A 25,565-nucleotide genomic window follows, 5' to 3' on the forward strand; every position below is an offset into this window, starting at 1 on the left:
CTCATTTGTCTCAAATATCACAAAGGGCAAATTTAACCAACTACCACCTCAATATTATCACTATTAAAATAGCCCCCTTTGTTTTCCTTTCGATCCAAGGATTGTTGGATAATCAAATGCGCCACGTTGATCATATTCCGCAGTTCGCATAATGAGGTGGTGACTTTGGATTCGCGGTACAGGTCCTCAACTTCATTATAAATCACATCCAAACGCCTTATGGCTCTTTTTAGTCTGGCGTTATTTCTAACAATACCCACGTAATCGCGCATCAGCGCCTGCAATTCATGCAAATTATGTTCAATCAGCACATGTTCTTTGGGTATAACGGTGCCTTCCTCATTCCAAAGGGGAATGTCCACATTTATGGGCTCTAATTCCCTTTTTGAATGATACCTGTAAATATTATGGGCATAGACCAAGGCCTCCAAAAGGGAGTTTGAAGCCAATCTGTTGGCACCATGCAGTCCCGTGCGCGTGCATTCACCGCAGGCAAATAAATTTTCAATAGTGGTCTTTCCCTTTTTGTTTACCTTAATCCCACCACACAAATAATGGGAGGCCGGTACAACGGGAATCCAGTCTTTTTCAATATTGATATGGCGCTCCAAACATTTGTCGTAAATATTGGGGAAGTGCGATTTAAACTTATCGATATCCAGATGCGTACAGTCCAAAAATACGTGTGGATCTCCCGACTTCTTCAATTCATTATCAATACTTTGGGATACAATATCCCGAGAAGCCAACTCTGCCCGGTCGTCATAATCTGGCATAAACCGATAGCCTTTTTTATTCCGAAGATACGCCCCAAATCCACGCACCGCTTCAGAAATCAAAAATGAAGACCCGCCTTCGGTATCATACATTGCGGTGGGGTGGAACTGCACAAATTCCATATCCTTGATACGCGCTTTTGCGCGATAGGCCATGGCAATACCATCGCCTGTTGCAATTGTTGGATTCGTGGTATGCCCGTAAACCTTGCCGATACCACCGGTTGCCAAAAGCGTACTATCAGCCTTCACTGTAAAAATATATCCCGTTTTTTGATTGAGCACATAGGCGCCATAACAGGTTTCTGGCTTTGCTTCCGAATCTTTAATGTGGTGATCCGTTATCAAATCAATAGCAAAATGATATGGCAATAATTCGATATTCGGTAGTTGATGCACGCGTGTCAACAATGCCCGTTCAATTTCATAACCCGTGATATCTTTGTGATGGATGATGCGATATTCGGAATGGCCCCCCTCTTTTCCTAAACTCAATTGCCCATCGGGATTGGTGTCAAAATTCGCCCCCCACAACAACAGTTCCTTTAGGCGCTGTGGGCCTTCTTTTACCACCATCTCAACCACTTCTTCCTTACAAAGTCCATCGCCTGCAATTAGGGTGTCCTTTATATGTTTTTTGAAGGAATCTTGATCTTTGTCCAAGACAATGGCCACACCGCCTTGGGCATATTTGGTATTGGATTCGTCCTCGCTGTCCTTGGTAACAATGACCACATTTCTATCTGGAAACTCCTCTGCAATTTTCACCGCAAAGGTCAGTCCGGCAATACCGGAACCAATAACCAGATAGTTGGTTGTTATCATAATTTATTTTGAAAGCTCCAACATGCGCTCGATGGGTAGCAAGGCGCGTTCTATAATGGCGGGATCCACTTCTATTTGCGGGGATTCGTGCAATAGGCAGTGGTATAATTTCTGAAGGGTATTCATTTTCATAAAATGGCACTCGCTACAGGCGCAGGTGTTATCTTCCTTGGCAGGGGCAGGTACTAACTCGGTATTGGGCATTTCCTGTTGCATCTTGTGTAAAATACCTGCTTCGGTAGCTACAATAAACTTTTGATCTTGATGCTCCTTCACATAATTAATCATTCCCGAAGTGGAGCCAATATACGTTGCGGTATCCAAAATATGGGTTTCCGATTCCGGGTGCGCAATAATTTTATAATCGGGATATTTTTGATGCAACTTTATCAGCTTGTCCATTGAAAAAGCTTCATGAACAATACAACTACCATCCCATAGCAACATATCCCTTCCCGTTTCATTGATGATATATCGGCCTAAATTTTTATCCGGTGCAAAAATTATCGGAGTATCTTTTGGAACGGAGTTTACAATTTTAAGCGCGTTGGAAGACGTACACACGATATCGCTCAGCGCCTTTATTTCCGCCGAACAATTTACATAGGTAATCACCACGTGATCGGGGTGCGCTTTTGTAAATTTCTCAAAAGCCTCCGGCGGACAGGAATCAGCCAACGAACATCCGGCATTTAAGTCGGGTAAAACTACAGTTTTTGAAGGATTTAGAATTTTAGCCGTTTCGGCCATAAAATGCACCCCCGCAAATACGATGATATCAGCATCGGTTTCGGCCGCTTTTTGGGACAATCCCAAACTATCTCCTACATAATCCGCTATATCCTGAATTTCGCCCACTTGATAATAGTGTGCCAAAATCACGGCATTTTTTTCTTTTCTAAGGCGGTTTATTTCTTTGACTAAGTCCATTTTAATCTATCGGAATAATTGTAAAATACTAAATAGCTTGTATTCAACATTATTAAAGTTACAAATATCTTAATTAAAAACTTTAGTAAAATACGAATTCCTTAAAAAAAAGCACTGAATATAAAACCGTTAGATTTTTTATGAAATCATTACATTTTTGTTAATCAATGGCTTTGCTGATTAATAAAATAGGAAAGTGTTTATTTTGAAAACGTCTTGGCTTATGCCTTAATTGGCAGATTTTGAATGTCTTTTTGAATTCGATTTAAAGCCATTTCACATTCTTTAAGCTCATTTAGCACCGTGGTTTTAATATCTTCAAAATGATCTTTTGCAGTACCAAACATATTTTGGTAATACGCAATCCCTGCCTTCATATTGGTTGCAAATGTTCTGAAGTATTTCTCTTCTTTTTTACTCATGGCTGTTTTGGCTTCTTCAAATCTTTTTGTCAGATAGTCTATGTAAATATGGAGTTCTTTAATGAAGAAATTAGGTCTATCATCTCGAGACACCATGTTGGTTCTTCCATAGATATGATCTGTCATATTTTGAAGGCTCATTACTTTTGAATAGTAAGCCATATTTGGCCCCGGGCAAACTGAAACGCCTTCACCTTCAACTTTGGTGTCCAAATTATACTTTAGCAAAGCAGCCGTTCCTAGGCCTACGCAGGTACACGATTTTTCAATAATCTTATTGTACTCCTTTTGATAGTTTTCTGCGTCTAATCCTTGTTCATCAAGTGCCTTGATTTTTAAATATTGATACTCCCTGGATGCCGTACAAATACCAGTTTCTTTATACTCTTTATTGAGTGCAACAAACTTTTTAGGGCATGAACTCCCGGGTCTATTTTTATCAATAAGCGTCTGTTTTTCAATATCTTTTGTATTGCCTTTTAAGTTATTGAAAGGCACGCCCAAAGGTGAAATATCGCTTAAATACAAATCTTCTTCTTTGGCTTTGGTTAATTTATCCAAAGTCTTTTTGTCAACGGTTGTGGCCTCTGGCACCAACAAAAATGGGCTGCCCCAACCCACGGAATCCAAATTATAATGCTCCAACAAAAACGCGTGTTCCTCTTCCGTTCCCACACCTCCCTGGGCAGTTATCTCAATGGATAATGTTTGTTTTGGAACTACTTTGTTTTGATTTTCAAGCTCCTGATTTAAAACACTTTGTATAGCTTCTTGGAGCTCCTGACGTTTTTCTTTAAACTCGGCCAGTACAGGCCCCAACAGATACCCATCAGTAGCAAAGGCGTGACCGCCACAATTCAATCCGGATTCAATCCTATATTCTGACACCCAAAGGCCTTTTTTTGCTAAAAATTTCCCTTGTATAAGTGCGGACCTATAATCGCTTACCTTTAAGATGATACGCTTTTTAAAACTGCCATTTTCATCAGGAAAAAAATCGTCAAATTGTCCCATATAACTGTACAGCCTTGGGTTCATTCCAGCTGAAAGCACTACCGAAGAATTCAATTTACTATTGGCAAAACCACGTAAAGCGGCATGGGCATCGTTATATTCCGAAGGCAATTTTTCCTTGTCTTTATAATTATCCTTATCCACCTTGGTCATGATATTAACATCAATTGCGCCCATGACCAAATTGTTGGAAGCCCAGGTTTTTATTTCAGAAAAATTAAACCCTTTTGAAGTCAATTTTTTAAATTCTGATTTTAGTTTTGAATTTTCGGGCAACATATGTATGTATGCCAAAAGTTCATCGCCCTTTTTGGCCGTCATGTTTTTTAAAGACTCAAACTTTTTATCTGCTAAATCACTAATTAAATCTAAATATGAGGTAATTCGTTTTGCCCTAAAATCATCTATTTTATCTGTGATCTCTTGATAGGGTATTTCAAACTTTTCGCTGTACATTTTCCGTAATTTCTCCAGTAAAATATCGTCAACTAATGAAATTACAGAGTCCATACCGTATTGGGCCACTTTTAGCGGTGTATCGATGGTGAAGCCAATTCCCATTACAGGAATATGGAAAGAATGTGCTTTTTTCATGTATTCTGTCTTTCTTGAAACCAAGCCATTCTTATCTGGCGAGATTATTAAAGGCACAAAACCTTTGTGTTCTTAATAAGATGAATCGGCAAAATTAATGAGAGTATGCCTATTATTATATGACATATGTCATACTAACCGAAAATCACAGTCTACCCGTTTTCGCTTCAAATGGAAAGAAAAACACAAGGATTAATGCTCAATTTTTAATTATTGTTAACTTAAACTCAGTATCAATTTAATTTCTGCAAAACTCCCGCAAAGCTGTGAAATTCGTTGTTTGTTTAGTATTTTTATACCTCATTTTTAAAACTGAATTATGTCTGTAGAACCTAAGTTAATTCGATTTAACCATAACGTACTTTCAAAATATAATATTTACAATAGCATATTCACCACATTACCCTTTGATGCAGTAAAAAAAGCAGGGGTTTTGTTGCCTTTGTTTCATGAAACCTGTGAAAAGGGCTTTAAAAATGGAGATGATCCCACTACTATTGTTGAAACTTTTTTCAAAAAGTATCAGGCGAGACGAAATAAACAGAGTCAAATCAATTTAATATTTCGGTTTATTCAATATATAGAGCGCCAGGTTGTACTTTTTGATGCTATTGAAGACGCCTCCTTTTCAACGGTAAACAACATGGACGGTGTTGGTACTATGAGAAACTTAAAAGGGTCGGCCCAATCTGAAGGTAAAATGGAAGAGCTGAGGGCCTTTTTGGAAGAATTTAAGGTGCGTATTGTTTTAACGGCCCACCCAACCCAATTCTATCCAGGTTCTGTTTTAGGAATTATTACGGCACTTTCAAAGGCTATTAAGGAGAATGACCTCCAAACGATAAATAACCTTTTTGGGCAATTGGGTAAAACACCGTTTTTCAAACACAAAAAACCAACTCCTTATGATGAAGCCAAAAGTTTAATGTGGTATTTGGAAAATGTGTTTTATAAAACCTTTGGTGATATTTACAACTACATTCAGGATAATATTTATGCTGACGACAAGAAACACAACGATATTATAAACATTGGTTTTTGGCCAGGAGGGGATCGGGATGGGAACCCATTTGTGAAGCCGAAAACTACCATGAAGGTGGCCAAAAAACTCAAAAAGACCATTCTAAAGAAATACTATGAGGATCTGAGGGACCTCAGAAAAAAGTTAACGTTCCGTGGGGTGGAAGATCGTATTATCCGATTGGAAACCATTATGTATGAATATAGTATCAATTTAAAGTACGAAGATGCTATTAGCGAAAAAGAATTGAGGCACGAATTACTTGAAATACAAAATATTATTATCAATGAACACCAGTCACTCTATGTGAATGAAATTAATCAGCTGATTAACCGTGTGCATCTATTTGGATATCGCTTTGCCTCTTTGGATATTAGACAGGATAGCCGTATTCACCATGCAGTTTTTACAACTGTCATTGATCATTTGATTGCCACGGGCGGTTCTTCTTTTCCGGATAATTATCATGATTTATCGGAAGCCGAACAGATTGAAATTCTATCCAAAGCCACTGATGACATTGAAGACTTGGAAGCTTTTGATGATGAAATGGTACGCAACACGTTAAAAACTATAGCCATTATAAAAGACATCCAAAAAAGTAATGGCGAACGCGGAGCAAATCGATATATCATTAGTAACAATCAGACGGCATTAAATGTGATGCAACTGTTTGCTATGCTTAGAATTGTTGCATTTAAAGATGATTTAACTGTTGATGTTGCGCCTTTGTTTGAAACCATTCCCGATTTGGAAAATGCTCCAGGGGTAATGGAACAATTATACCAAAACCCTGAGTATATGGCTCATTTGAGAGCTCGGGGCAGCAAGCAGCATATTATGTTAGGATTCTCAGATGGAACGAAAGATGGGGGCTATTTAATGGCTAATTGGGGAATTTACAAAGCCAAAGAGTTATTGACTGCCATGTCTAGAAAATACGATATTACTGCTATTTTCTTTGATGGACGTGGAGGACCACCAGCACGTGGCGGTGGAAAGACACATAATTTTTATTCGTCTTTGGGCCCAACCATTGAGGATAAGGAAGTACAGATTACGATTCAAGGACAAACAGTAAGTTCCAATTTTGGCACAAATGATTCTGCCCAATATAACCTGGAACAACTCGTGAGTTCTGGTATTAAGAACAGAATTGATGGGGAACGCAACCGTATGTCCGATGAAGACAGGGCGGTAATGGATGATTTGGCCGAAGTAAGTTATCAAACGTATAAAGATTTCAAGAGCCACCCTATGTTCGTCCCATATCTGGAGCGCATGAGTACGTTGAAGTATTATGCTAAAACTAACATCGGTAGTAGACCATCAAAACGTGGTAAGTCGGATAAACTGGTATTCTCGGATTTAAGGGCCATTCCTTTTGTGGGCTCCTGGAGTCAATTGAAACAGAACGTACCTGGGTTTTATGGTGTAGGCACCGCTTTAAAGAAATATGAAGATGCTGGGGAATTTGATAAGGTCGAGCAGTTGTACAACAACTCAAAATTCTTCAAAACTTTGATCGAAAATAGTATGATGTCTTTGACTAAATCCTTCTTCGATTTGACCAAATACATGGCACAGGATGAGGAGTTTGGCGAGTTCTGGACAATTATTTATAACGAATATTTGGAAACCAATCGCTTGCTCCTAAAACTTACCGGATATTCTGAATTGATGGAAAATGAACCTGCCGGAAAAGCTTCTATAGAAGTAAGGGAGTCCATTGTTTTGCCGTTGCTTACTATTCAGCAATATGCCCTTAAAAAGGTACAGGATTTTGAAAAAGCCGGAGTGCCAAAAGATGATCCTGAAAAGTTACTATTTGAAAAAATTGTGACGCGCTCGTTGTTTGGTAATATTAATGCCAGTAGAAACTCGGCGTAGAACATAAACAATTGAAATTAAAAATGACCTCAATTTACTTTAGTAGATTGGGGTTTTTAATTTTAAAAAATGAAGCTGATACTTTTCGATATCGATGGCACCCTGCTAGACTCAATAAAAATTGATGATTTCTGTTTTAAATCAACATTTAAAAAGCTTCACAATATTGACTTATCAAATGCTGATTGGAGCGATTTTAAGCATGTAACAGATCTAGGGCTTACCAATGAAATTTTTGAAAAGTACCTTAACAAACAGCCCAGTTGTTCAGAAATTGACGCCATCAAATCTGAGTTCATCAAACAAATCAGCTCAAACACAAAAGAAATCACGCAGATAAAAGGTGCATTTGAATTCCTAGAACTGGTCAATTCTCATAATGATTTGGCAATTGCCATAGCAACAGGCGGATGGAAAGAAACTGCAGTTTTAAAATGCAAGGCTATCGGAATAGATTTAGACATGTACGTTGTGGGCTCTTCAAATGACCATTACGACCGAAGCAGAATCATTCAGATTTCAATGGATAAAGCGCTGAAGGAATATCGTCAAAACTTTTTTGATTCCGTTGTTTATTTCGGCGATGGTATTTGGGACTTTGAAGCTACCGGAAAACTTGGGATAAATTTTATTGGAGTGGACTCCAAAAACGATGGCAGGCTTAAGAATGCAGGGTGCAAAACTATAATAAGGAACTTTTCAAACCCTGCCAATATTTTAAATCTTATTCCATAAAAAATGCCCCACAAACCGCAGGGCATTTACTAACTAACTTTGAATATTGATAATCTATTAATGCTCATTCAAGCGGAAGTCAGGATAAGCATCCATTCCGTGTTCGTGGGCATCAAGTCCTTCTAATTCCTCTCTTTCGGAAACTCTAATTCCTACAGTTGATTTCAAAACAAATATGATGATAAATGAAGATACCAAACAGATTCCGGCATAACATAAAACACCTATTAATTGGGTAACAAAACTATGCTCTGGGTTGGTGGAAAATATTCCAACTGCTAAAGTACCCCAGATACCACAAATTAAGTGTACTGCGATTGCTCCAACAGGATCGTCTAATTTTAATGAATCTATAAAGGCTACAGCAAATACGATTAGTGCCCCAGCAATAGCTCCAATAATAATGGCGCTAGTGGGAGTCATTACGTCAGCCCCAGCTGTAATACCAACTAGTCCACCAAGTATACCATTTAAGAACATGGTTAAATCCAAATTCTTATACATAACAGTGGATACTAACATGGCAACCACACCACCAGCTGCAGCAGCCAAACAGGTGGTTACCAAAGTTAATGAGGTTAATTCGGGATCAGCAGATAGTACGGAACCACCATTAAAACCAAACCATCCTAACCATAGGATCAATACCCCTGCAGTGGCCAATGGAATGTTATGTCCTGGAAGTGCCTGTGGCTTACCATCCTTAAATTTCCCGATACGGGAGCCAAGCAACCAAACGGCTACCAAAGCGGCCCATCCACCAACGGAATGTACTAAAGTGGAACCAGCAAAATCATAGAATCCCATTTCATCCAAAAATCCTCCACCCCATTTCCATGAGCCGGCAATTGGATAAACGAATCCTACATATACGATAGTGAAAATCATAAACGGAACAATCTTCATGCGCTCGGCAACAGCCCCGGAAACAATTGTTGCGGCAGTAGCGGCAAACATCCCTTGGAATAGGAAGTCCGTCCAATAAGTATAGCCCTCATTGTAGGCCAAATCCAATGCTCCGTCAACTAATGGTGATTCCAAACCGATACCAGCAAAACCGATAAATCCGTTAAAGTCACCCGGATACATCAAGTTAAAACCTACTAAGCAATATAACAATAGGCCAACGGTGATGATAAAAATATTTTTAAATAAAATGTTAATGGTGTTTTTTTGTCTGGTTAATCCAATTTCCAAAAAGGCGAACCCAAGGTGCATAAAGAAAACCAGTGCCGTACAGATCATCATCCATACGTTATTTGTTGTTAATAATTCCATAATATCTTAAATTATCTATAAATGTTTTTGTTTGATTTTATTTGAGAGTGCTCCCGCCTTTTTCTCCCGTTCTAATTCTGTAGCATTCGGTAACATCGGAAACGAATATTTTACCATCACCTACTTCACCTGTAGCTGCGGAGTCTAAAAGGGCTTTAATAGTTGCCTCCTCAAAGTCGTCGTTTACAACAATGGATAGGAACCTGCGCTGAATATCACTTGTGCTGTAAGATACACCTCGATATACGTGTCCTTCCTTTTCGTTACCCAAACCGGTAACGTCCCAATACGAGAAAAAATTTACGCCAACACTATGCAAGGCTTCTTTAACCGCACTGTACTTGGACTTTCTAATAATTGCTTCAATTTTTTTCATTATGTCTTAAATTTTATCAGTTAGGCTTCAAAAGTAAATAAAATTCGGAAAGCACTTAGTTCGTCAAATTAAAGGATGCCTCAGAAATCCGAGGCATCCAAAAATCAAACTAAACTTTATTGATATTATGATATCCGATAAAATTTACTTTTAGAGATCTTTATATCAGAATGAATTATTGTCTTGTCTATTCTTCAATTTCTCTTTGTCTCTTACCTGGGTAGGCTAAAGCACCATGTTCAGATAAGTCTAATCCTTCGATTTCCTCTTTCTCGGTTACTCTTAGTCCAAGCGTTTTCTTGAGTATAGTCAAGAATATCAATGAAGTTAAAACGGCCCAAATAGCATATGCCAAAGCTCCAATTAATTGTGCTAAGAACTGATCTGCTCCACCACCATTGAATAAACCAATTCCGGTATCTCCATCAACACCCCAAAGGCCAATTACTATTGTTCCCCAGAAACCAACAAGTCCGTGAACTGAAAATGCACCAACGGCATCGTCAATTTTAAGCTTTTGCTCCACAAACTCCATAGAGAATACCACAAGGATACCACCAACAAAACCAGCAGCAATAGCTCCAAACTCAGTCATGTTGCCACAACCTGCAGTAATTGCAACCAATCCAGCCAATGCTCCGTTAAGGGTCATATCCAAATTAGGTTTTTTATATCTCAACCATGATAAGAAAAGGGCACCTACTGCACCTGCAGAGGCCGCAAGGTTAGTTACTAGTACAACCATTGAAGCACCAACAGCATCGGCACCACCCCAAGCTAATTGAGAACCACCGTTGAATCCGAACCATCCGAACCAAAGGATAAATACACCCAAAGTAGCTAATAATTTGTTGTGACCTGGAATATTTACTGCTTTACCGTCAATATATTTTCCTAATCTAGGACCAACAAGAATAGCGGCAACAAGTGCGGCCCAGCCACCAACAGCGTGTACAACTGAAGAACCGGCAAAATCGATAAATTCGGCTGGCATGATGCCATCAGTATCATTTAACCATCCGCCATTCCATTCCCATCCACCAGCAATTGGATAGATGATAACAGTCATAATTACTGAGAAAATGATATAGGTAGTATATTTAGTTCTACCAGCAATGGCTCCAGAAACGATAGTAGCAGCCGTGGCACAGAATACCGTTTGGAAGAACAAATCTGCTGGGCCTTGGTTAAACATGAATCCACTCCAACCTATCCATCCGCTTCCAGATTCTCCGTACATCAAAGAATATCCGATAAACCAGAACATCAAAGATCCTACTGCTATGTCCAATACGTTTTTCATGGCAATATTCACCACGTTTTTAGAACGCGTAAAGCCAGACTCCACCAATGTAAATCCTGCTTGCATAAGGAATACTAGGATACCTGAAATCAGCATCCACATCATTCCCATGTCGCCTTCAATTGCGGCGGTGTCTTGTATTATAAGGGGCACGTTTAATAATGACATAATTATTGTTTTTAATGGTTAGTAATTAAGGAGAATAAAGCGAGTTCCTTTTTCATAAAGAACTCGCTAAATTCTTTACTCTTGAGATTTTCTCAATGTTTTATTTAGAAAGTAAATATTGAGGCAATTGTAAAGGCCGCAAGATTATCTGATGCTGCACCATCATTGTCAATATATGGCATGTCATCGCTCCAAGAATCTAATCTAATCTCAGGCTTTAGGATAAAGTTTCCTACTTCGTAACTTCCAGTTAAGGTAAGAGCAATAACGCTTTCCTCTGCAGGATTAGCATCTCCGTGCATTGCAAAATACTCACCTCTTAAACCTAGAGAAAAGCTGTCACATGTCGCTACCTGAGGATATAAAGCTGCTCCGTAGAATCCTGAACCATCATTATCGTTATAAGCGGCATTGATTCCTAAGAAGAAAGCATCTGATAAATCGAAACCACCAGTATAGTCGATTTCGAAACCTAAACCTCCATTGTTGCCACTATCATAGTAAAGGTTTAAGTATTGACCGTAAAGGCCTAATTGAGCCCCAAGTGCATACTCGCCAGTCATAGAAATGTTGTTGGTATCCCAAGGGTTGGTAACAGCTAACATTAAGCTAATATCATCAGATAAAGCAAAATCAGCCTTTAAACCTATGTGTGAGAAAGGACCGTTTGAAAACAAATAAGAACAACTGTAGTTAAAGTTTGCAGAAGGTGCAATAACTTCATACCCTAAAAAGGTGTTAAATCTACCCAATGTTAATGTAGTGCTTTCAGAAACATTATAGTAAACATAAGCTTGGTTTACGATACCATCAACGATATCGGTGTTAAATGTAGCTCCAGCACCTCTTGGTCCAGTAACTAAGTCAAGAACAACACCAGCCTTCTCACCTTCGTAAGACGCAATAATGTTCCCCATACCGATAGCAAAACCGGATTGATCAGCAAAAGCGGTTCCAAAAGATACGCCTTCGTTATCCGGAGCCGTAAGGTATGTTTGCCAATAAGCATCTACACTACCTGTAATAGATAGCTTCGGCTCCTGCGCAAATAATGCTGTTGTACAAAAAAGCATTGTGAGGGTAAATAATAATTTTTTCATAATCTTTAAATTTTGGTTATTAATTTTTAAAATTTATTTCCTTAAGACGGGGCTAAACTATTTAAAAAAGAGTTCACCCCCTAAAAAAAAGGGGGTATTCAGACAACTTTTATGATTTTTTAAATTTTACCCCTATTTTTTTAGGGGTATTTAGTTTTTAACAAGATTTTATGAAATATCAATAACCCATTTCTTTGAAGTATTATTAGTGTTTGTCCGTTTTTCATGACATTTTTTCAAGAAAATCAACATTTGTTAATTTTAATTCAGGTTTCTCTATTATTGACTAAAAATTATCAATTGAATATTTAATAATATATTTCATAATTATTGATAGAAACCTATTTTTCACTTCGGTTCAATCAAAAAATCGAAATAATGAAATCCCCGTTATTGTAAATCAAAAACTAGGGTGTATCTTAGCGTTTCCAACCAAAATCATTTAATTAATTTTCTGTTGATTATGTTGAAAGAACAAGGACTGTATTCCCCCGAATTCGAACATGAAAACTGTGGAGCTGGTTTTATCTGTAACCTTAAAGGCGAAAAGACAAACCAAATTATCCATGATGCTTTAGAAATTCTGGTGAAATTGGAACACCGCGGCGGTGTAAGTGCGGACGGAAGAACAGGCGACGGCGCGGGTCTATTAATAGATATCCCTCATGATTATTTTAAGCGTGTGTGCGAATTTGACATCCCAGCCCAAAGGGAGTACGCCGTCGGTATGGTGTTTTTGCCAAAAAACCAAAACCAATATATATATTGTAAGGACGTTTTTGAAAGAGAAGTTGAAGCTCAAGGTCTTACTATTTTAGGATGGCGCGAGGTCCCTGTGGATTCCACGCAGCTAGGGCAAATTGCCTTGGCCTCAGAGCCTACGATCGAACAGATTTTTATTGGCAAAACAGAAGCTATTGATGAAGTTACGTTTAAGGCTAAGCTTTATGCCGCACGTAAAATTACAGAGCACGCCATTATTGAGTCAAAGATATCGCAGAGTTCCTATTTTTATGTGCCAAGTTTATCCACAACGACCTTGATATATAAGGGTATTATTATGCCCGAGGATATTGGGCCATATTATACCGATTTACAGCAAAAGGATTTGGTAACCAGACTGGCTTTAGTGCACCAGCGTTTTTCAACCAATACCATGCCTACATGGGAATTGGCTCAACCGTTCCGTTTTATGTGCCAGAACGGCGAAATCAATACCTTGAGAGGTAACGTAAGTCGCATGCGCGTGCGCGAGGAAATCATGAGGAGCGATGTGTTTGGTCCGCAGATTGAAAAATTGTTCCCGATTATCCTTCCGGGGAAATCGGATTCCGCCTCCATGGATATGGTAGTGGAGCTCCTAACGCATACAGACCGTTCCCTTCCTGAAATAATGATGATGATGATTCCTGAAGCTTGGGAGAAACACGCTACCATGAGCGATGACAAAAAGGCCTTCTACGAATACAATTGCTGTATTATGGAGCCTTGGGATGGCCCTGCATCTGTGCCTTTTACGGATGGGGATTATATTGGAGCGCTTCTGGATAGAAATGGTTTAAGGCCATCAAGGTATTCCGTGACCAAAAGTGGCAAATTGATCATGGCTTCTGAAGTTGGTGTGGTAGACATCGACCCGGAAGATATTGAGATGCATGGCCGATTGGAACCAGGAAAAATGTTCTTGGTAGATATGAACGAAGGACGCATCATTGACGACGAAGAAATCAAGTCAGAAATTGTATCGCAACGCCCATACAAAGAGTGGTTAGGGAAGACTCGTTTACACCTAAGGGATGTGCCGTACACCAGCGAAACGTGTCCTATTGAGACGATTGATATTAAAACAAGGCAACGTCTTTTTAACTATACATTCGAAGATATTCAGGAGGTCATAACACCGATGGCGCAAAAGGGAAAAGAAGCCCTCGGATCTATGGGAATTGACACGCCATTGGCCGTGTTATCGGATAGACCTCAATTGATTTCAAACTACTTTAAGCAACTCTTTGCTCAGGTGACCAATCCGCCTTTGGATGGCATCCGCGAGGAAATCGTTACTGATATTAGTTTGAACCTTGGTAAGGATCGTAATATTTTCAGCATAACCGAAAGACAATGCAGAAAGTTGCGTATTCAAAATCCCGTGATTTCCAACGCAGATTTGGAAAAAATCAGAACTATTCAGATCGAAAGCTTTAAAGCGGAGACCATTCAAATGTTGTATCCAAAAGCAAAAGGTATGAATGGTTTGGAAGATGCTTTGGACGACATTATTGTTCAAATAGAAAAAGCATTAGAGCGTAAAACAAATATTATTATCCTATCTGATAGAGGGGTGAACGAGGAATTTGCACCGATACCTTCATTGTTGGCATGTTCGTATGTAAATCATCAGATGAACCGTTTACGGAAGCGTTCCTATTTTGATATAATTATCGAATCTGCCGAACCTCGTGAACCACATCATTTTGCAACTCTATTCGGTTATGGCGCGAGTGCCATCAATCCTTACATGGTGAACGAAATCATCAGAATGCAGGTGAAAGAAGGCTTTATTTCTGATTTGAACGAGGATCAAGCAGTTGAAAACTTCAACAAAGCTATCGGGAAAGGCATCCTGAAGATTATGAACAAAATTGGAATCTCAACTTTGCATTCATATAGAGGTTCGCAAATTTTTGAGATTGTTGGTTTTAATTCGCAGTTTGTTGAAAAATATTTCCCCTATACCACGTCCAGAATTGAGGGTATTGGGCTTTACGAAATAGAAAAAGAAATTAACGAGCGCTACAAGCTAGCTTATCCAGATAAGTTAATCGACAAGCGTTTAGGCTTGAATATTGGTGGAGATTATCGATGGAGACGTAACGGTGAACGGCACATGTTTAACCCTACCACTGTTGCTAAATTACAACAAGCTGTTAGATTGAGCGATCAACATAGTTACGATACTTATTCCAAAGCCATAAACGAACAATCTGAAAACTTAATGACCATTCGCGGATTGTTTGAATTTGACAATTTAGATCCTATCCCAATTGATGAGGTTGAGCCGTGGACGGAAATTGTAAAACGCTTTAAAACGGGAGCGATGTCCTACGGTTCCATTTCGCGTGAAGCGCATGAAAATTTGGCTATTGCCATGAACCGAATCGGCGGCAAATCTAATTCTGGAGAAGGTGGCGAAGATAGAAATCGTTTCCATCCGGACGTCAATGGAGATAGTAGAAACTCTGCTATTAAGCAAGTCGCTTCTGGTCGTTTTGGGGTAACGTCACACTATTTGACTAATGCTAGGGAGATTCAAATTAAAATGGCACAAGGTGCAAAGCCTGGTGAGGGTGGACAATTACCTGGAGAAAAGGTATTGCCATGGATTGCTGCGGCTCGAAATTCAACACCTTTTGTAGGATTGATTTCACCACCACCACATCACGATATTTATTCCATTGAGGATTTGGCACAATTGATTTTCGATTTAAAAAATGCCAACCGCGACGCCAGGATAAATGTTAAATTAGTATCCGAAGTTGGAGTTGGAACTATTGCCGCAGGGGTTGCCAAGGCTAAGGCCGATGTTGTTTTGATTTCAGGATACGACGGCGGCACTGGAGCCTCTCCTTTAACGTCATTAAAGCATGCCGGTTTACCTTGGGAGCTCGGACTTTCAGAAGCCCAGCAAACCTTGGTATTGAACAACTTAAGAAGTAGAATTGTTGTAGAATGTGACGGACAGTTGAAAACTGGCCGTGATGTGGCCGTAGCAGCATTGCTCGGAGCTGAGGAATTCGGTTTCGCAACGGCGCCACTGGTTGCATCCGGATGTATTATGATGCGCAAATGTCATTTAAATACTTGCCCTGTTGGGGTTGCCACTCAAGATAAAGAGTTGCGCAAAAACTTTAAGGGTACACCGGAACATGTTATCAACTTCTTCTTCTATATTGCTGAGGAGCTGAGAGGTATAATGGCGCAGTTAGGGTTTAGAACTATGGCCGAGATGATTGGACAAACCCATAAAATAAATGCTAATAAAGCTATTAAGCATTACAAAGCAAAAGGGCTGGATTTATCGAGTATTTTACACAGACCCGCCGCTTATAGTGAATTAGTGGTGAGAAATACGGAAGAGCAAGATCACAATCTCGATGAGGTGCTTGACTTTACAATATTAAAGGATTCGCATCGCGCCATGTACCGCAAAGAAAAAATGACCTTGCAGTACCCAATCAGTAATGTTAACCGTACCGTTGGTGCCATAGTAAGTAACGAAATTTCAAAAATATACGGCCATTTAGGCTTGCCTGAAGATACTTTGAACATCAACTTTAAAGGTTCTGCTGGGCAAAGTTTCGGTGCATTCGGAGCATTTGGATTGACCTTTACTTTGGAGGGCAATACCAACGACTACCTTGGGAAAGGGCTTTCGGGCGCGAAACTTATTGTAAAGAAACCTGTCAACGCCACTTTTAAAGCGAATGAAAACATTATTGTTGGTAATGTATGTTTATTTGGAGCGGTAAATGGCCAAGCTTATATTAATGGTATCGCGGGAGAACGTTTCGCAGTTCGAAATTCTGGAGCTACAGCCGTTGTTGAAGGTGTTGGTGACCATTGTTGTGAGTACATGACAGGTGGGCGTATCATCGTGCTTGGTAAAACGGGACGAAACTTTGCCGCAGGAATGAGCGGTGGAATCGCATATGTGTATGACCCAAACCATAAATTTGTGAATGGTTTGTGTAATACCGAAACCATAGAGTTTGAGGATATTACCAGCGAAGATGCCAATGAATTAAGAGCTTCGATAGAAAAGCACTCACTTTATACCAATAGTGACATTGCAAAAGAACTGCTTTCAGATTGGGATACCAGTTTGGGCAATTTCGTAAAAGTGATGCCAATTGAATACAAACGTGCATTGAAGCGTTTAGAGACTGAAGAACCAATGGTAGAAGAATTAACAGCTTAGAGACATGGGGAAAGTAACAGGTTTTAAAGAATTTGACAGACAAGATGAAAAGTACACGTCTGTAGAAGATCGTGTAAAACATTATAAGGAATTTACAGTGCCTCTTTCCGAAGAGGAAATTACAAAACAAGGTTCGCGCTGCATGGACTGTGGCATTCCATTTTGCCATAGTGGTTGTCCTTTAGGGAATTTAATCCCAGATTTTAATCATATGGTGCACCAAGGTGAGTGGCAAAAGGCCTCTTGGATTTTGCATTCCACAAATAATTTCCCTGAATTTACAGGTAGATTATGTCCAGCGCCTTGTGAAAAATCATGTGTATTGGGCATTATTGAAGATCCTGTTTCCATTGAGAATATTGAGAAACAGATTGTTGAGCGTGCTTTTAAAGAAGGCTGGATTAAACCTCAGCCCCCTAAAACAAGATCGGGAAAAAGCATTGCTGTAGTTGGTTCGGGCCCTGCAGGATTAGCGGCGGCGCAGCAATTGAACAGAGCCGGTCATACCGTTACTGTTTTTGAACGCGATGACGAAATTGGTGGTTTACTACGCTACGGGATTCCTAATTTCAAAATGGAAAAGGAGATTATCGACCGCCGTTTGGCCATTTTGGAGGAAGAAGGTATCGTTTTTAAAACCAATGTGAACGTTGGGGTTAATTATGATGTAAAAGAACTAAAGGCTTTTGATGCTGTAGTTCTTTGCGGTGGTGCTACCGAAAGACGTAGTCTGCCTACACCGGGTATTGATGCGGATGGCGTGGTTCAAGCGATGGATTTCTTAACGCAACAGACAAAAGTTTTGTTTGGCAAAAAGGTAGAGAATCAGATAATGGCTACGGATAAGCACGTGATAGTTATTGGTGGTGGCGATACAGGTTCTGACTGTATTGGGACATCGAATCGACATGGCGCAAAATCAGTAGTTAATTTTGAAATTATGCCAAAGCCTCCTGGGCATCGTTCTCCAACAACACCTTGGCCTTTCTGGCCGTTGCAATTGAAAACGTCTTCCTCACACCAAGAGGGGGTTGAGCGTAACTGGTTGATAAATACCAAAGAATTCGTAACGGATAAAAACAATAAACTAACAGCCCTAAAAACTGTGAACGTTGAGTGGAAAATGGTACCTGGACAGCGTCCACAACTAATTGAAATTGAAGGTACTGAAAAAACTTGGCCGTGCGATTTAGCATTATTAGCTTTAGGTTTTACAGGGCCGGAAAGTACTTTAGCAGACAAGTTGGGGCTTGAAAAGGATGCCCGCTCCAACTATAAAGCCGAATACGGAAAATATCAAACCAATATTCCAAACGTCTTTACGGCAGGCGATATGCGCAGAGGGCAATCCTTGATTGTTTGGGCCATTTCGGAAGGTCGTGAAGCCGCAAGGCAAGTGGATCTTTATTTGATGGGTAAAACCGATTTGCCAACTAAGGATGAAGCTGGAGATTTGGTGAGTTTGCATTAGGATTTTTGCTTAAATATTATAAAGAAAGCGAGCTATTAGGCTCGCTTTTTTATTCATTCATTTCATAACTTTTACGTGGCTAAACATTTCTGTATTTAAGACCATTCATCATATCCCATTCTCCCGATTACCACTTCTGTATTTGGTATAAATAGATACCAAATGCGCCGTATTTTTTGCTCCCATCTTAGTAGTTAAATTCTTTATATGCGTTTCAACGGTTCTACTGCTTATATTTAGCTGTTCGGCAATTTCCTTTTGGGTTAAACCGGCAGACAATAGGCCAATTACGTCTTTTTCCCTTTTGGATATGTTCAGCCATTTACCAATCTCCAGCATGGCCCTAATATTTTTATCGATGTATCGTTCGTCATTTGCCACTGCGGTGAGAGCCTCCAAGGTTTCTTCAATGCCCAATTGCTTGTCCAAGTATCCATCTACATTGATATCATTAAACAACACTTCATAATTGTCAATCTTCGCCTCCTGGGTCAGAATGATAATCTTTACTTTGGGATGAAAGGCTTTAACCTTTCTGGCAATATCAAATCCATTATAATCCTCGGACTCAAAATTTAGGTCCAATATCAGCGTTGATACCGTTTTTGTGGCCAATATGCTTAAGGCCTGCTGATAGTTATGCGCTACCTTGATACTACTGACATAATCTGGAAACTCTTCCAAAAGGGCCACCATGCCCTGTGAAAAAATTACGGAGTCGTCTACAATCAAAATGTCAGATTTAAAGGTTTTCATCAGTGATTTTTACCGGAAAATTAATATGTACTTTCGTGCCTGTTTTGGTTTTGCCAATGTTGCAGGTGCCCTCCAGTATTTCAACACGTTGTTTGATATTCATAAGGCCAATGCCCTCCTTGTGTTTATTGGTGATGCCTATACCATTGTCCTCAAATACAATGTTCATGTTGTTTTCGTCGTCTAAAGAATTTTTAATGTTGAGTGTTGTGGCATGAGCATGTTTTTCAACATTATTCAATACTTCCAATAAAATCCCATATAAATTATTTTGTACTCCAATTGACAGGCCGTTCAATAGATCCGGCAATTCGTCTTCCAGTTCAACAAACACATTACCGTACAGTTGGAACTCGCTCAATCTAGATTTTATGATATCGGTAAATTTCTGATTGCCCATGTACATTTCCAGTGGGTAAAGCCTGTGTGATACCATTCGTATTTGCAGGTTCATCTTTTTAAGATCGTCAGTAATGCCATCCACACTTTGTTTAAGATTTGAGCTGCGCTTTAATGCCAAAACCCTGAGGCGAAGCCCGTCAAAGTTTGTTGTAATGATGTCGTGCAAATCCCGTGCTATACGTTTTTTTATGATTTCTTGGCCGTCATAAATGGCTTCCAACTTTTCTATTCTAACAGTTTGAACAGCCGTTTTTTGCCGCTGTAAAAAGAATTGGTAAATAATTACCACCAACAGAATAATGATCCCTAAAATAATTAACGTAAGGTTTTTATATTGGATACTTTCGTTCTTTTCAGAAAGCAGTAGTTGGGCATTTTTATTTTTAAGGTTCAAGGCCTGTATCTTGTCTTCTCTTTGTTCATATTCAAAGTTTGCCCTCATGGTTTGCACAAGTTCAGCCTGTCGCGTATTGTATACCTCTTTATACAGATCAGAATATTTCAGTTGAAATGCCAGTGCCGTTCTATAATCCTTAACCTTTTTATGGTATTCTGCTTCGTTCTCATAAGCGCTAAGAATAGCACGTTTATCCTTGATAACCGGAAGCAGGTGGTTAGCCATATCTAAATAACGCCTTGCTTGTTTTAGGCTATTATGTTTTAAAAAAAGGTGGGTTATCCCATTATAATTATATAAAAGAGAAATAGTGTCCCTTAAATTTTGATTGATTTTTATGGATTCGTTGAACAATTCTACACTGGATTTTTTATTGCCTAAATCACAATAGGTTATGGCCATGTTACTCAAAAGCTTAGCATATGGGCCACTCTTTTTATCAAAGTGAACAAGTGCTTTTTGATAGTTGGCAATGGCGGAGTCGTGCATCTTTAAATCATCGTAAACACTGGCAATATTGGTGTAGCAAATACCTTTGCCAAAGCCATGGTCTAGATTTTTTTCTAGTTCAAGCGCTTGAAAATGATAGTTTAGTGCCTGATAATGGTGGCCCATTTGGTTTTGGATATTACCTATAGTAGTGCAAGCATCAGCCAATTTAGAATTATCCCCATCTTTTTTAAACCCTTCATAGGCCTTTATTGAGTATTTAAGTGCCTTTGTGTACAATTGAAGGTCCTTATATACATAACCCGCCCTTAAAAAAGCCTTATAGCCCGAGTTATTCAGCTCAAGCTTTTCATAAAGCCTTAAGCTTTTCTCCAGATATACCATAGCACTATCGCCTTGGTGAAGCTTCTCTTTCACCAATGATGCATTGTAGTTTAAATCGGCGGCTACTTTAGAAATACTATCAAAGTTTAGCCCTTTGTTATAGTATCTGTCTGCTTTAACGAAATCCTGATTCAGATAATATTGTGTTCCAATTTTTTTGTAAAGTATGGCAACCTCTTCGTTAAAGTTGTGATCAAGCGCGATGGACAACCCTTTTCTAAAAACTTCATGTGCCTTTTTTGTGTCCGTTTTTTTAAGGCTGTCCCCTTGTTTAATCAAAGCTTCAACAATCCTTTTATCATTTTCTTCTGAAAACGACTGACAAAATATCAGCAAGCTATTAAAAAAACTTAGCAAGAAAAGAAAAGTGATTTTCATTAAGAATTGTTTAACCTCCACCAAATTAAAAAATATTGGATGAAAAACACCTTGCATGAAAAAAATTACGGGAATTTACGGATTGCTCTCTCAAAGGATATAAGTTATTATTGATACTCCAAACCAGCCCTAAACCTACAATTACTTTCTACAAGCTGTTACGGTGTTGCTATTAATCAATATTAAAAACCTTTGATGCTTCTATCGCGAAAAATCGTAGCTCTTTTTATACTATTTGCCATGACTTCATTCAGTCTCACAGGACAAGAGACGACGGTTGACGTGAAGTATAAGCGCAGCTCCCTGCACACCATAATGATTACTGACGACACCAGGGAGCATAGCGAAACAATTCGGGATATTTTCATAAACGCGCCCTTAATCGATAAGTTTAATAACCATATGGTAGACATGCGCTTGGTTCCGAAGGCGGATGCCCTGTCTGGCCAAGTAGAAACCGACGAAGATAAATCCTCCAAGCATAAGGAGATTCTTTCTTATTTGAACACAAACGATCTGGCAAAATCCATAGTGGCAAAATGGTTCAATAGAAGTGAAACGGGGGGCTTCAATATGGATTTGGTAGCCGAAAGGGGACACTACAATGCAACAGATTTAGATGTGAAAATAGCAAATAACAGCGAGCGTGGTGCCGCACTTTTGTCCGATGCGGGGGAGGCTTTGATACAAAACACCTTCGTCATTGTCAACGATTTTAAATACACCAATAAAGAGGAAGTTGCGAAAAAAACCAACAGCATACTGTCCAAAGTTTCAAGCATAGCCTCAAGAGTTGGGGATGGACATACTGTCCAACTTGCCAATGCTTCGTCGGAAAGTGTGGAGTTTTTAGGAAAAGGGTACATCATCAAAACCAAGGCCCACCTTTTTAAATTGGTTTGGAATGAGGAAACGGCAGCAATTTTTTACAACAACTTTTGGACGGATGATAACAACTTAGACCCAGAAAAGAAAAAAGCCTTTGATGATACCGACGTATTCAAACTGGAATATATTGGTACCGAAATCTCTTGGGCCGACCTTCAAAGCACCAAGCTAACTACAAAGACAAACGAGGAACTCATTGGCATTGCCACCATCAAGGCTATTGATAATGTTATTGCGAAATTACAGCGCACCCATGAAGTTTTTAGGACGAAAACACCTCTTATAGGCGTTGATCCCCTTGCTGCTAAAATAGGCTTAAAAGAAGGTTTGGAGAAAGGCGATAAATATGAGGTACTGGAACAGGTACTGAACGAAAATGGGATTGTGGAATACCAACGATTGGGTATTATTAAAGTAGACAAAGACCATATTTGGGACAACAGATATAATGCGGAAGAGGAGAACCCTTCGCCAATAACCTATACAACATTCAGTGGTGGAAAGAAAAAATATTTTGCCGGTATGTTAATAAGGCAAATTAATTAATAACAATACTTATGAAACTAAAATCGCTTTTAATACTCGCATTGCTTCTGTGTATCGGCACGAGCGTAAATGCCCAATGGAAAAAGAACAAGGCCAATAAGGACACCGAAATATGGCGTTATGATTTGGTTTGCGAAGGCATTGCCAAACAAGGTTCAAAACTTGTAAAGGTATGGTCGTATTCCAAAAACCCAAAGCATGCCATTTCCAGAGGGATGAAAAATGCTGTACACGGTATCATTTTTAAAGGCTACGCCGGTGGCGGACAAGGATGCACTTCGCAAAGCCCACTGGTAAAATCAGCAGATACGGAGGAAAAGTTCAAGGAGTTTTTTGAAGCATTTTTTGCCGACGGTGGAGAATATTTAAAGTACGTGTCCTCCGCAACCGATGGAGCCATTGCGCCCGGAGATCGGCTAAAAGTAAGCAAGCGCGAATATAAGATTGGAATCATTGTAAATATTCAGTTTGCCCAACTTAGAAAGCGACTAGAGGACGAAGGCATTATTCGAGGTTTAGCCTCAGGGTTTTAATTTAAAATAATCACTTATGAAAAAACAGTACAAATTTATAGTTGCATTCTGTATACTTTTTGCTTACGGTTCGGTATTTGGGCAGGCAAAGAAACCCACTTTGATGGTGGTGCCCAGCGATGTTTGGTGCCTTAAAAATGGCTACATGATGACATTTGACGACCAAGGTACCACGGTAAAAATCCCAGATTACAAAAAAGCCTTTCAGGAAAATGCCGAGTTGCTCCAAGTGATAAGTCATATTAATGGTTTGATGGCAGAAAGAGGTTTCCCTTTAAAAAACATGGAGTCGGTCATAAAAACCTTAAATTCCAATGCTGCGGAAGACAATCTTCGTACTTCGAAATCCTCTGGGAGCGGTATTAGCGAAAGCCCTATCGATGTTTTCAAGAAGACGGCTAAAGCTGATATCATTATCCAATTGACTTGGACCGTGAATACGACTGGCCCAAAAAAATCAATAACCTTCAACATGCAAGGCTTGGATGCCTATACCGATAAGCAGGTAGCCACTGCCGTCGGCACGGGTGCACCTTCCTTTTCAGCGGAAATGCCTGTTTTGCTTTCTGAAGCTGTTTTGTCCCACATGGACAGATTTACAGAATCCCTACAAATGCATTTTGATGATATGTTCGAAAATGGCAGAGAGGTCATTATCCGCATCCAAAAATGGGACGATTGGGATGGTGATCTGGAGTCTGAATATGACGGGGAAGAATTGCGTGATATCATTGAGGATTGGCTAGCTGACAATACGGTTCAAGGCCGGTTCAGCACTACTGACGAATCTGAAAATATGATGCTTTTTGAACAAGTAAGAATTCCTCTTTATAATGAAAAAAACAGAGCTATTGATGCTCGAAGGTTTACCCGAGGTTTAAGCAAATTCTTGAAGGAAGCTCCATACAGTATTCCAAACAAACTGGTGATGAAAGGATTGGGAAGGGCTACAATAATTTTGGGGGGCAAATAATCCATTGAAAACAACATTGAAAATGAAAAAATTAATATTTACAGTATGTTTCTTAGGTGCGCTGTTGCTAACGGCTCAAGAAAACAATAACGGCATTACATTAGGCGCGTATATCCCTGAACAGTCTGAGGGTATCCCTACGCATGCCAGAAACATGCTGAAAAACAAATTGAATCGAATTATTACCGAAAACGGCATAAGCGACAATGTCTATAATCCCCGATTCATCCTTGTGCCTAACATCACGGTTTTGAACAAAAACATAACGGGTACAGCACCTGCCATGGTGGTATTAAATATAGACTTATCCCTTTACATTGGCGATGGCATCGGGGGAAATCTATTTGCAAGTGAATCCATTCCGCTTAAGGGTGTGGGTACTAATGAAAACAAAGCTTATATCGCCGCACTTAAAACTATTAAACCAAACAGCCCGAACATTAAAAGTTTTGTATCAAAAAGCAAGCAAAAAATCATCGAATACTATGACCAAAATTGTGAGCTGTTGGTTAAAAAATCTCAAAACCTTGAAGCACAAAACGAATTTGGGGAGGCTCTATTTACTTTGAGCAGCGTACCGGAAGTAAGCTCGTGTTTTGACAACGTAAAATCAAAATTAAGGCCTCTTTACATAAAAGCCATCAACAGGGATTGTGAGGTCAAATTTAACGAAGCTTCGGCCATTTGGGCTGCTAACCAGGACCTTGAAGCCGCTAATGCAGCCGGGCTTTTATTATCTGGAATTGAGCCTATGGCCACATGTTTTCCAAAAGCAAAAACCTTATACGAAAATATTGCAGAACGTATAAAAGCCAAAGAACTTTTGGATAGGGAATGGCACGTTAAACTTAAAGAACTTGATAACGAAAAATCCAGCATACAAGCCGCCAGGGATGTTGGAGTGGCCTACGGCCTAAACCAACAACCAACATACAATATTAGGGGGTGGTATTAGCCTCAATACGCCAAACTTGAAAATG

General features: G+C 39.4%; 17 protein-coding genes. 8 read left to right on the forward strand and 9 right to left on the reverse strand.

Annotation, left to right across the window (positions count from 1 at the left end):
• Positions 1-32: 32 nt before the first annotated feature.
• The 3 genes from nadB to H7U19_RS00995 all read right to left on the reverse strand — a co-directional run bounded on the left by nadB (position 33) and on the right by H7U19_RS00995 (position 4,561).
• Positions 33-1,601, reverse strand: coding sequence for an L-aspartate oxidase (gene nadB / locus H7U19_RS00985; protein ID WP_186557972.1), 1,569 nt, complete (start codon positions 1,599-1,601; stop codon positions 33-35).
• A 3-nt stretch (positions 1,602-1,604) separates the two neighbouring features.
• Positions 1,605-2,531, reverse strand: a complete 927-nt coding sequence (gene nadA, locus H7U19_RS00990; RefSeq protein ID WP_186557973.1) for a quinolinate synthase NadA — start codon at positions 2,529-2,531, stop codon at positions 1,605-1,607.
• Between the two features lie 221 nt (positions 2,532-2,752).
• Positions 2,753-4,561, reverse strand: a complete 1,809-nt coding sequence (locus H7U19_RS00995; RefSeq protein WP_186559823.1) for a hypothetical protein — start codon at positions 4,559-4,561, stop codon at positions 2,753-2,755.
• 319 nt (positions 4,562-4,880) lie between these two features.
• Between H7U19_RS00995 and H7U19_RS01000 the strand changes: the two genes are divergently transcribed.
• Both H7U19_RS01000 and H7U19_RS01005 read left to right on the forward strand, forming a co-directional pair.
• Positions 4,881-7,472: a phosphoenolpyruvate carboxylase gene (locus H7U19_RS01000; protein ID WP_186557974.1), complete on the forward strand. Its 2,592-nt coding sequence runs from the start codon at positions 4,881-4,883 to the stop codon at positions 7,470-7,472.
• 69 nt (positions 7,473-7,541) lie between these two features.
• Positions 7,542-8,207: an HAD family hydrolase gene (locus H7U19_RS01005; protein WP_186557975.1), complete on the forward strand. Its 666-nt coding sequence runs from the start codon at positions 7,542-7,544 to the stop codon at positions 8,205-8,207.
• 57 nt (positions 8,208-8,264) lie between these two features.
• Here H7U19_RS01005 and H7U19_RS01010 read toward each other — a convergent pair whose 3' ends face one another.
• The 4 genes from H7U19_RS01010 to H7U19_RS01025 form a co-directional block, all read right to left on the reverse strand.
• Positions 8,265-9,485, reverse strand: a complete 1,221-nt coding sequence (locus H7U19_RS01010) for an ammonium transporter (RefSeq protein ID WP_186557976.1) — start codon at positions 9,483-9,485, stop codon at positions 8,265-8,267.
• 37 nt (positions 9,486-9,522) lie between these two features.
• Complete coding sequence (locus H7U19_RS01015) at positions 9,523-9,861, reverse strand: P-II family nitrogen regulator (RefSeq protein WP_186557977.1); 339 nt, start codon at positions 9,859-9,861, stop codon at positions 9,523-9,525.
• Positions 9,862-10,048: 187 nt separating this feature from the next.
• Positions 10,049-11,332, reverse strand: a complete 1,284-nt coding sequence (locus H7U19_RS01020; RefSeq protein ID WP_186557978.1) for an ammonium transporter — start codon at positions 11,330-11,332, stop codon at positions 10,049-10,051.
• 104 nt (positions 11,333-11,436) lie between these two features.
• Complete coding sequence (locus H7U19_RS01025) at positions 11,437-12,405, reverse strand: outer membrane beta-barrel protein (protein ID WP_246454570.1); 969 nt, start codon at positions 12,403-12,405, stop codon at positions 11,437-11,439.
• 490 nt (positions 12,406-12,895) lie between these two features.
• Between H7U19_RS01025 and gltB the strand changes: the two genes are divergently transcribed.
• Complete coding sequence (gene gltB / locus H7U19_RS01030) at positions 12,896-17,407, forward strand: glutamate synthase large subunit (protein ID WP_246454571.1); 4,512 nt, start codon at positions 12,896-12,898, stop codon at positions 17,405-17,407.
• Positions 17,408-17,411: 4 nt separating this feature from the next.
• Positions 17,412-18,878 carry a glutamate synthase subunit beta gene (locus H7U19_RS01035; RefSeq protein WP_186557980.1) on the forward strand — a complete coding sequence of 489 codons (1,467 nt, stop codon included), beginning with the start codon at positions 17,412-17,414 and terminating at the stop codon, positions 18,876-18,878.
• Between the two features lie 108 nt (positions 18,879-18,986).
• Here H7U19_RS01035 and H7U19_RS01040 read toward each other — a convergent pair whose 3' ends face one another.
• Positions 18,987-19,634: a response regulator transcription factor gene (locus H7U19_RS01040; RefSeq protein ID WP_186557981.1), complete on the reverse strand. Its 648-nt coding sequence runs from the start codon at positions 19,632-19,634 to the stop codon at positions 18,987-18,989.
• Positions 19,621-21,645, reverse strand: a complete 2,025-nt coding sequence (locus H7U19_RS01045; RefSeq protein ID WP_186557982.1) for a tetratricopeptide repeat-containing sensor histidine kinase — start codon at positions 21,643-21,645, stop codon at positions 19,621-19,623. Before H7U19_RS01045 ends, H7U19_RS01040 begins: the two co-directional genes overlap by 14 nt.
• Before the next feature lie 195 nt (positions 21,646-21,840).
• On the opposite strand from H7U19_RS01045, the gene H7U19_RS01050 reads away from it, so the two are divergent.
• From H7U19_RS01050 to H7U19_RS01065, 4 genes are read left to right on the forward strand one after another with little or no spacing between them, the layout of a single operon-like run.
• Positions 21,841-23,079 (forward strand): hypothetical protein, encoded by a 1,239-nt coding sequence (locus H7U19_RS01050; RefSeq protein WP_186557983.1) that lies wholly within the window; start codon positions 21,841-21,843, stop codon positions 23,077-23,079.
• 11 nt (positions 23,080-23,090) lie between these two features.
• Complete coding sequence (locus tag H7U19_RS01055; protein WP_186557984.1) at positions 23,091-23,612, forward strand: hypothetical protein; 522 nt, start codon at positions 23,091-23,093, stop codon at positions 23,610-23,612.
• A 16-nt stretch (positions 23,613-23,628) separates the two neighbouring features.
• Positions 23,629-24,585 carry a DUF6175 family protein gene (locus H7U19_RS01060; RefSeq protein WP_186557985.1) on the forward strand — a complete coding sequence of 319 codons (957 nt, stop codon included), beginning with the start codon at positions 23,629-23,631 and terminating at the stop codon, positions 24,583-24,585.
• A 22-nt stretch (positions 24,586-24,607) separates the two neighbouring features.
• On the forward strand, positions 24,608-25,540 hold the full coding sequence (locus H7U19_RS01065) for a hypothetical protein (RefSeq protein ID WP_186557986.1): 933 nt from the start codon (positions 24,608-24,610) through the stop codon (positions 25,538-25,540).
• Positions 25,541-25,565: the final 25 nt, after the last annotated feature.

The organism is Hyunsoonleella aquatilis (assembly GCF_014270105.1).
GTDB lineage: Bacteria > Bacteroidota > Bacteroidia > Flavobacteriales > Flavobacteriaceae > Jejuia > Jejuia aquatilis.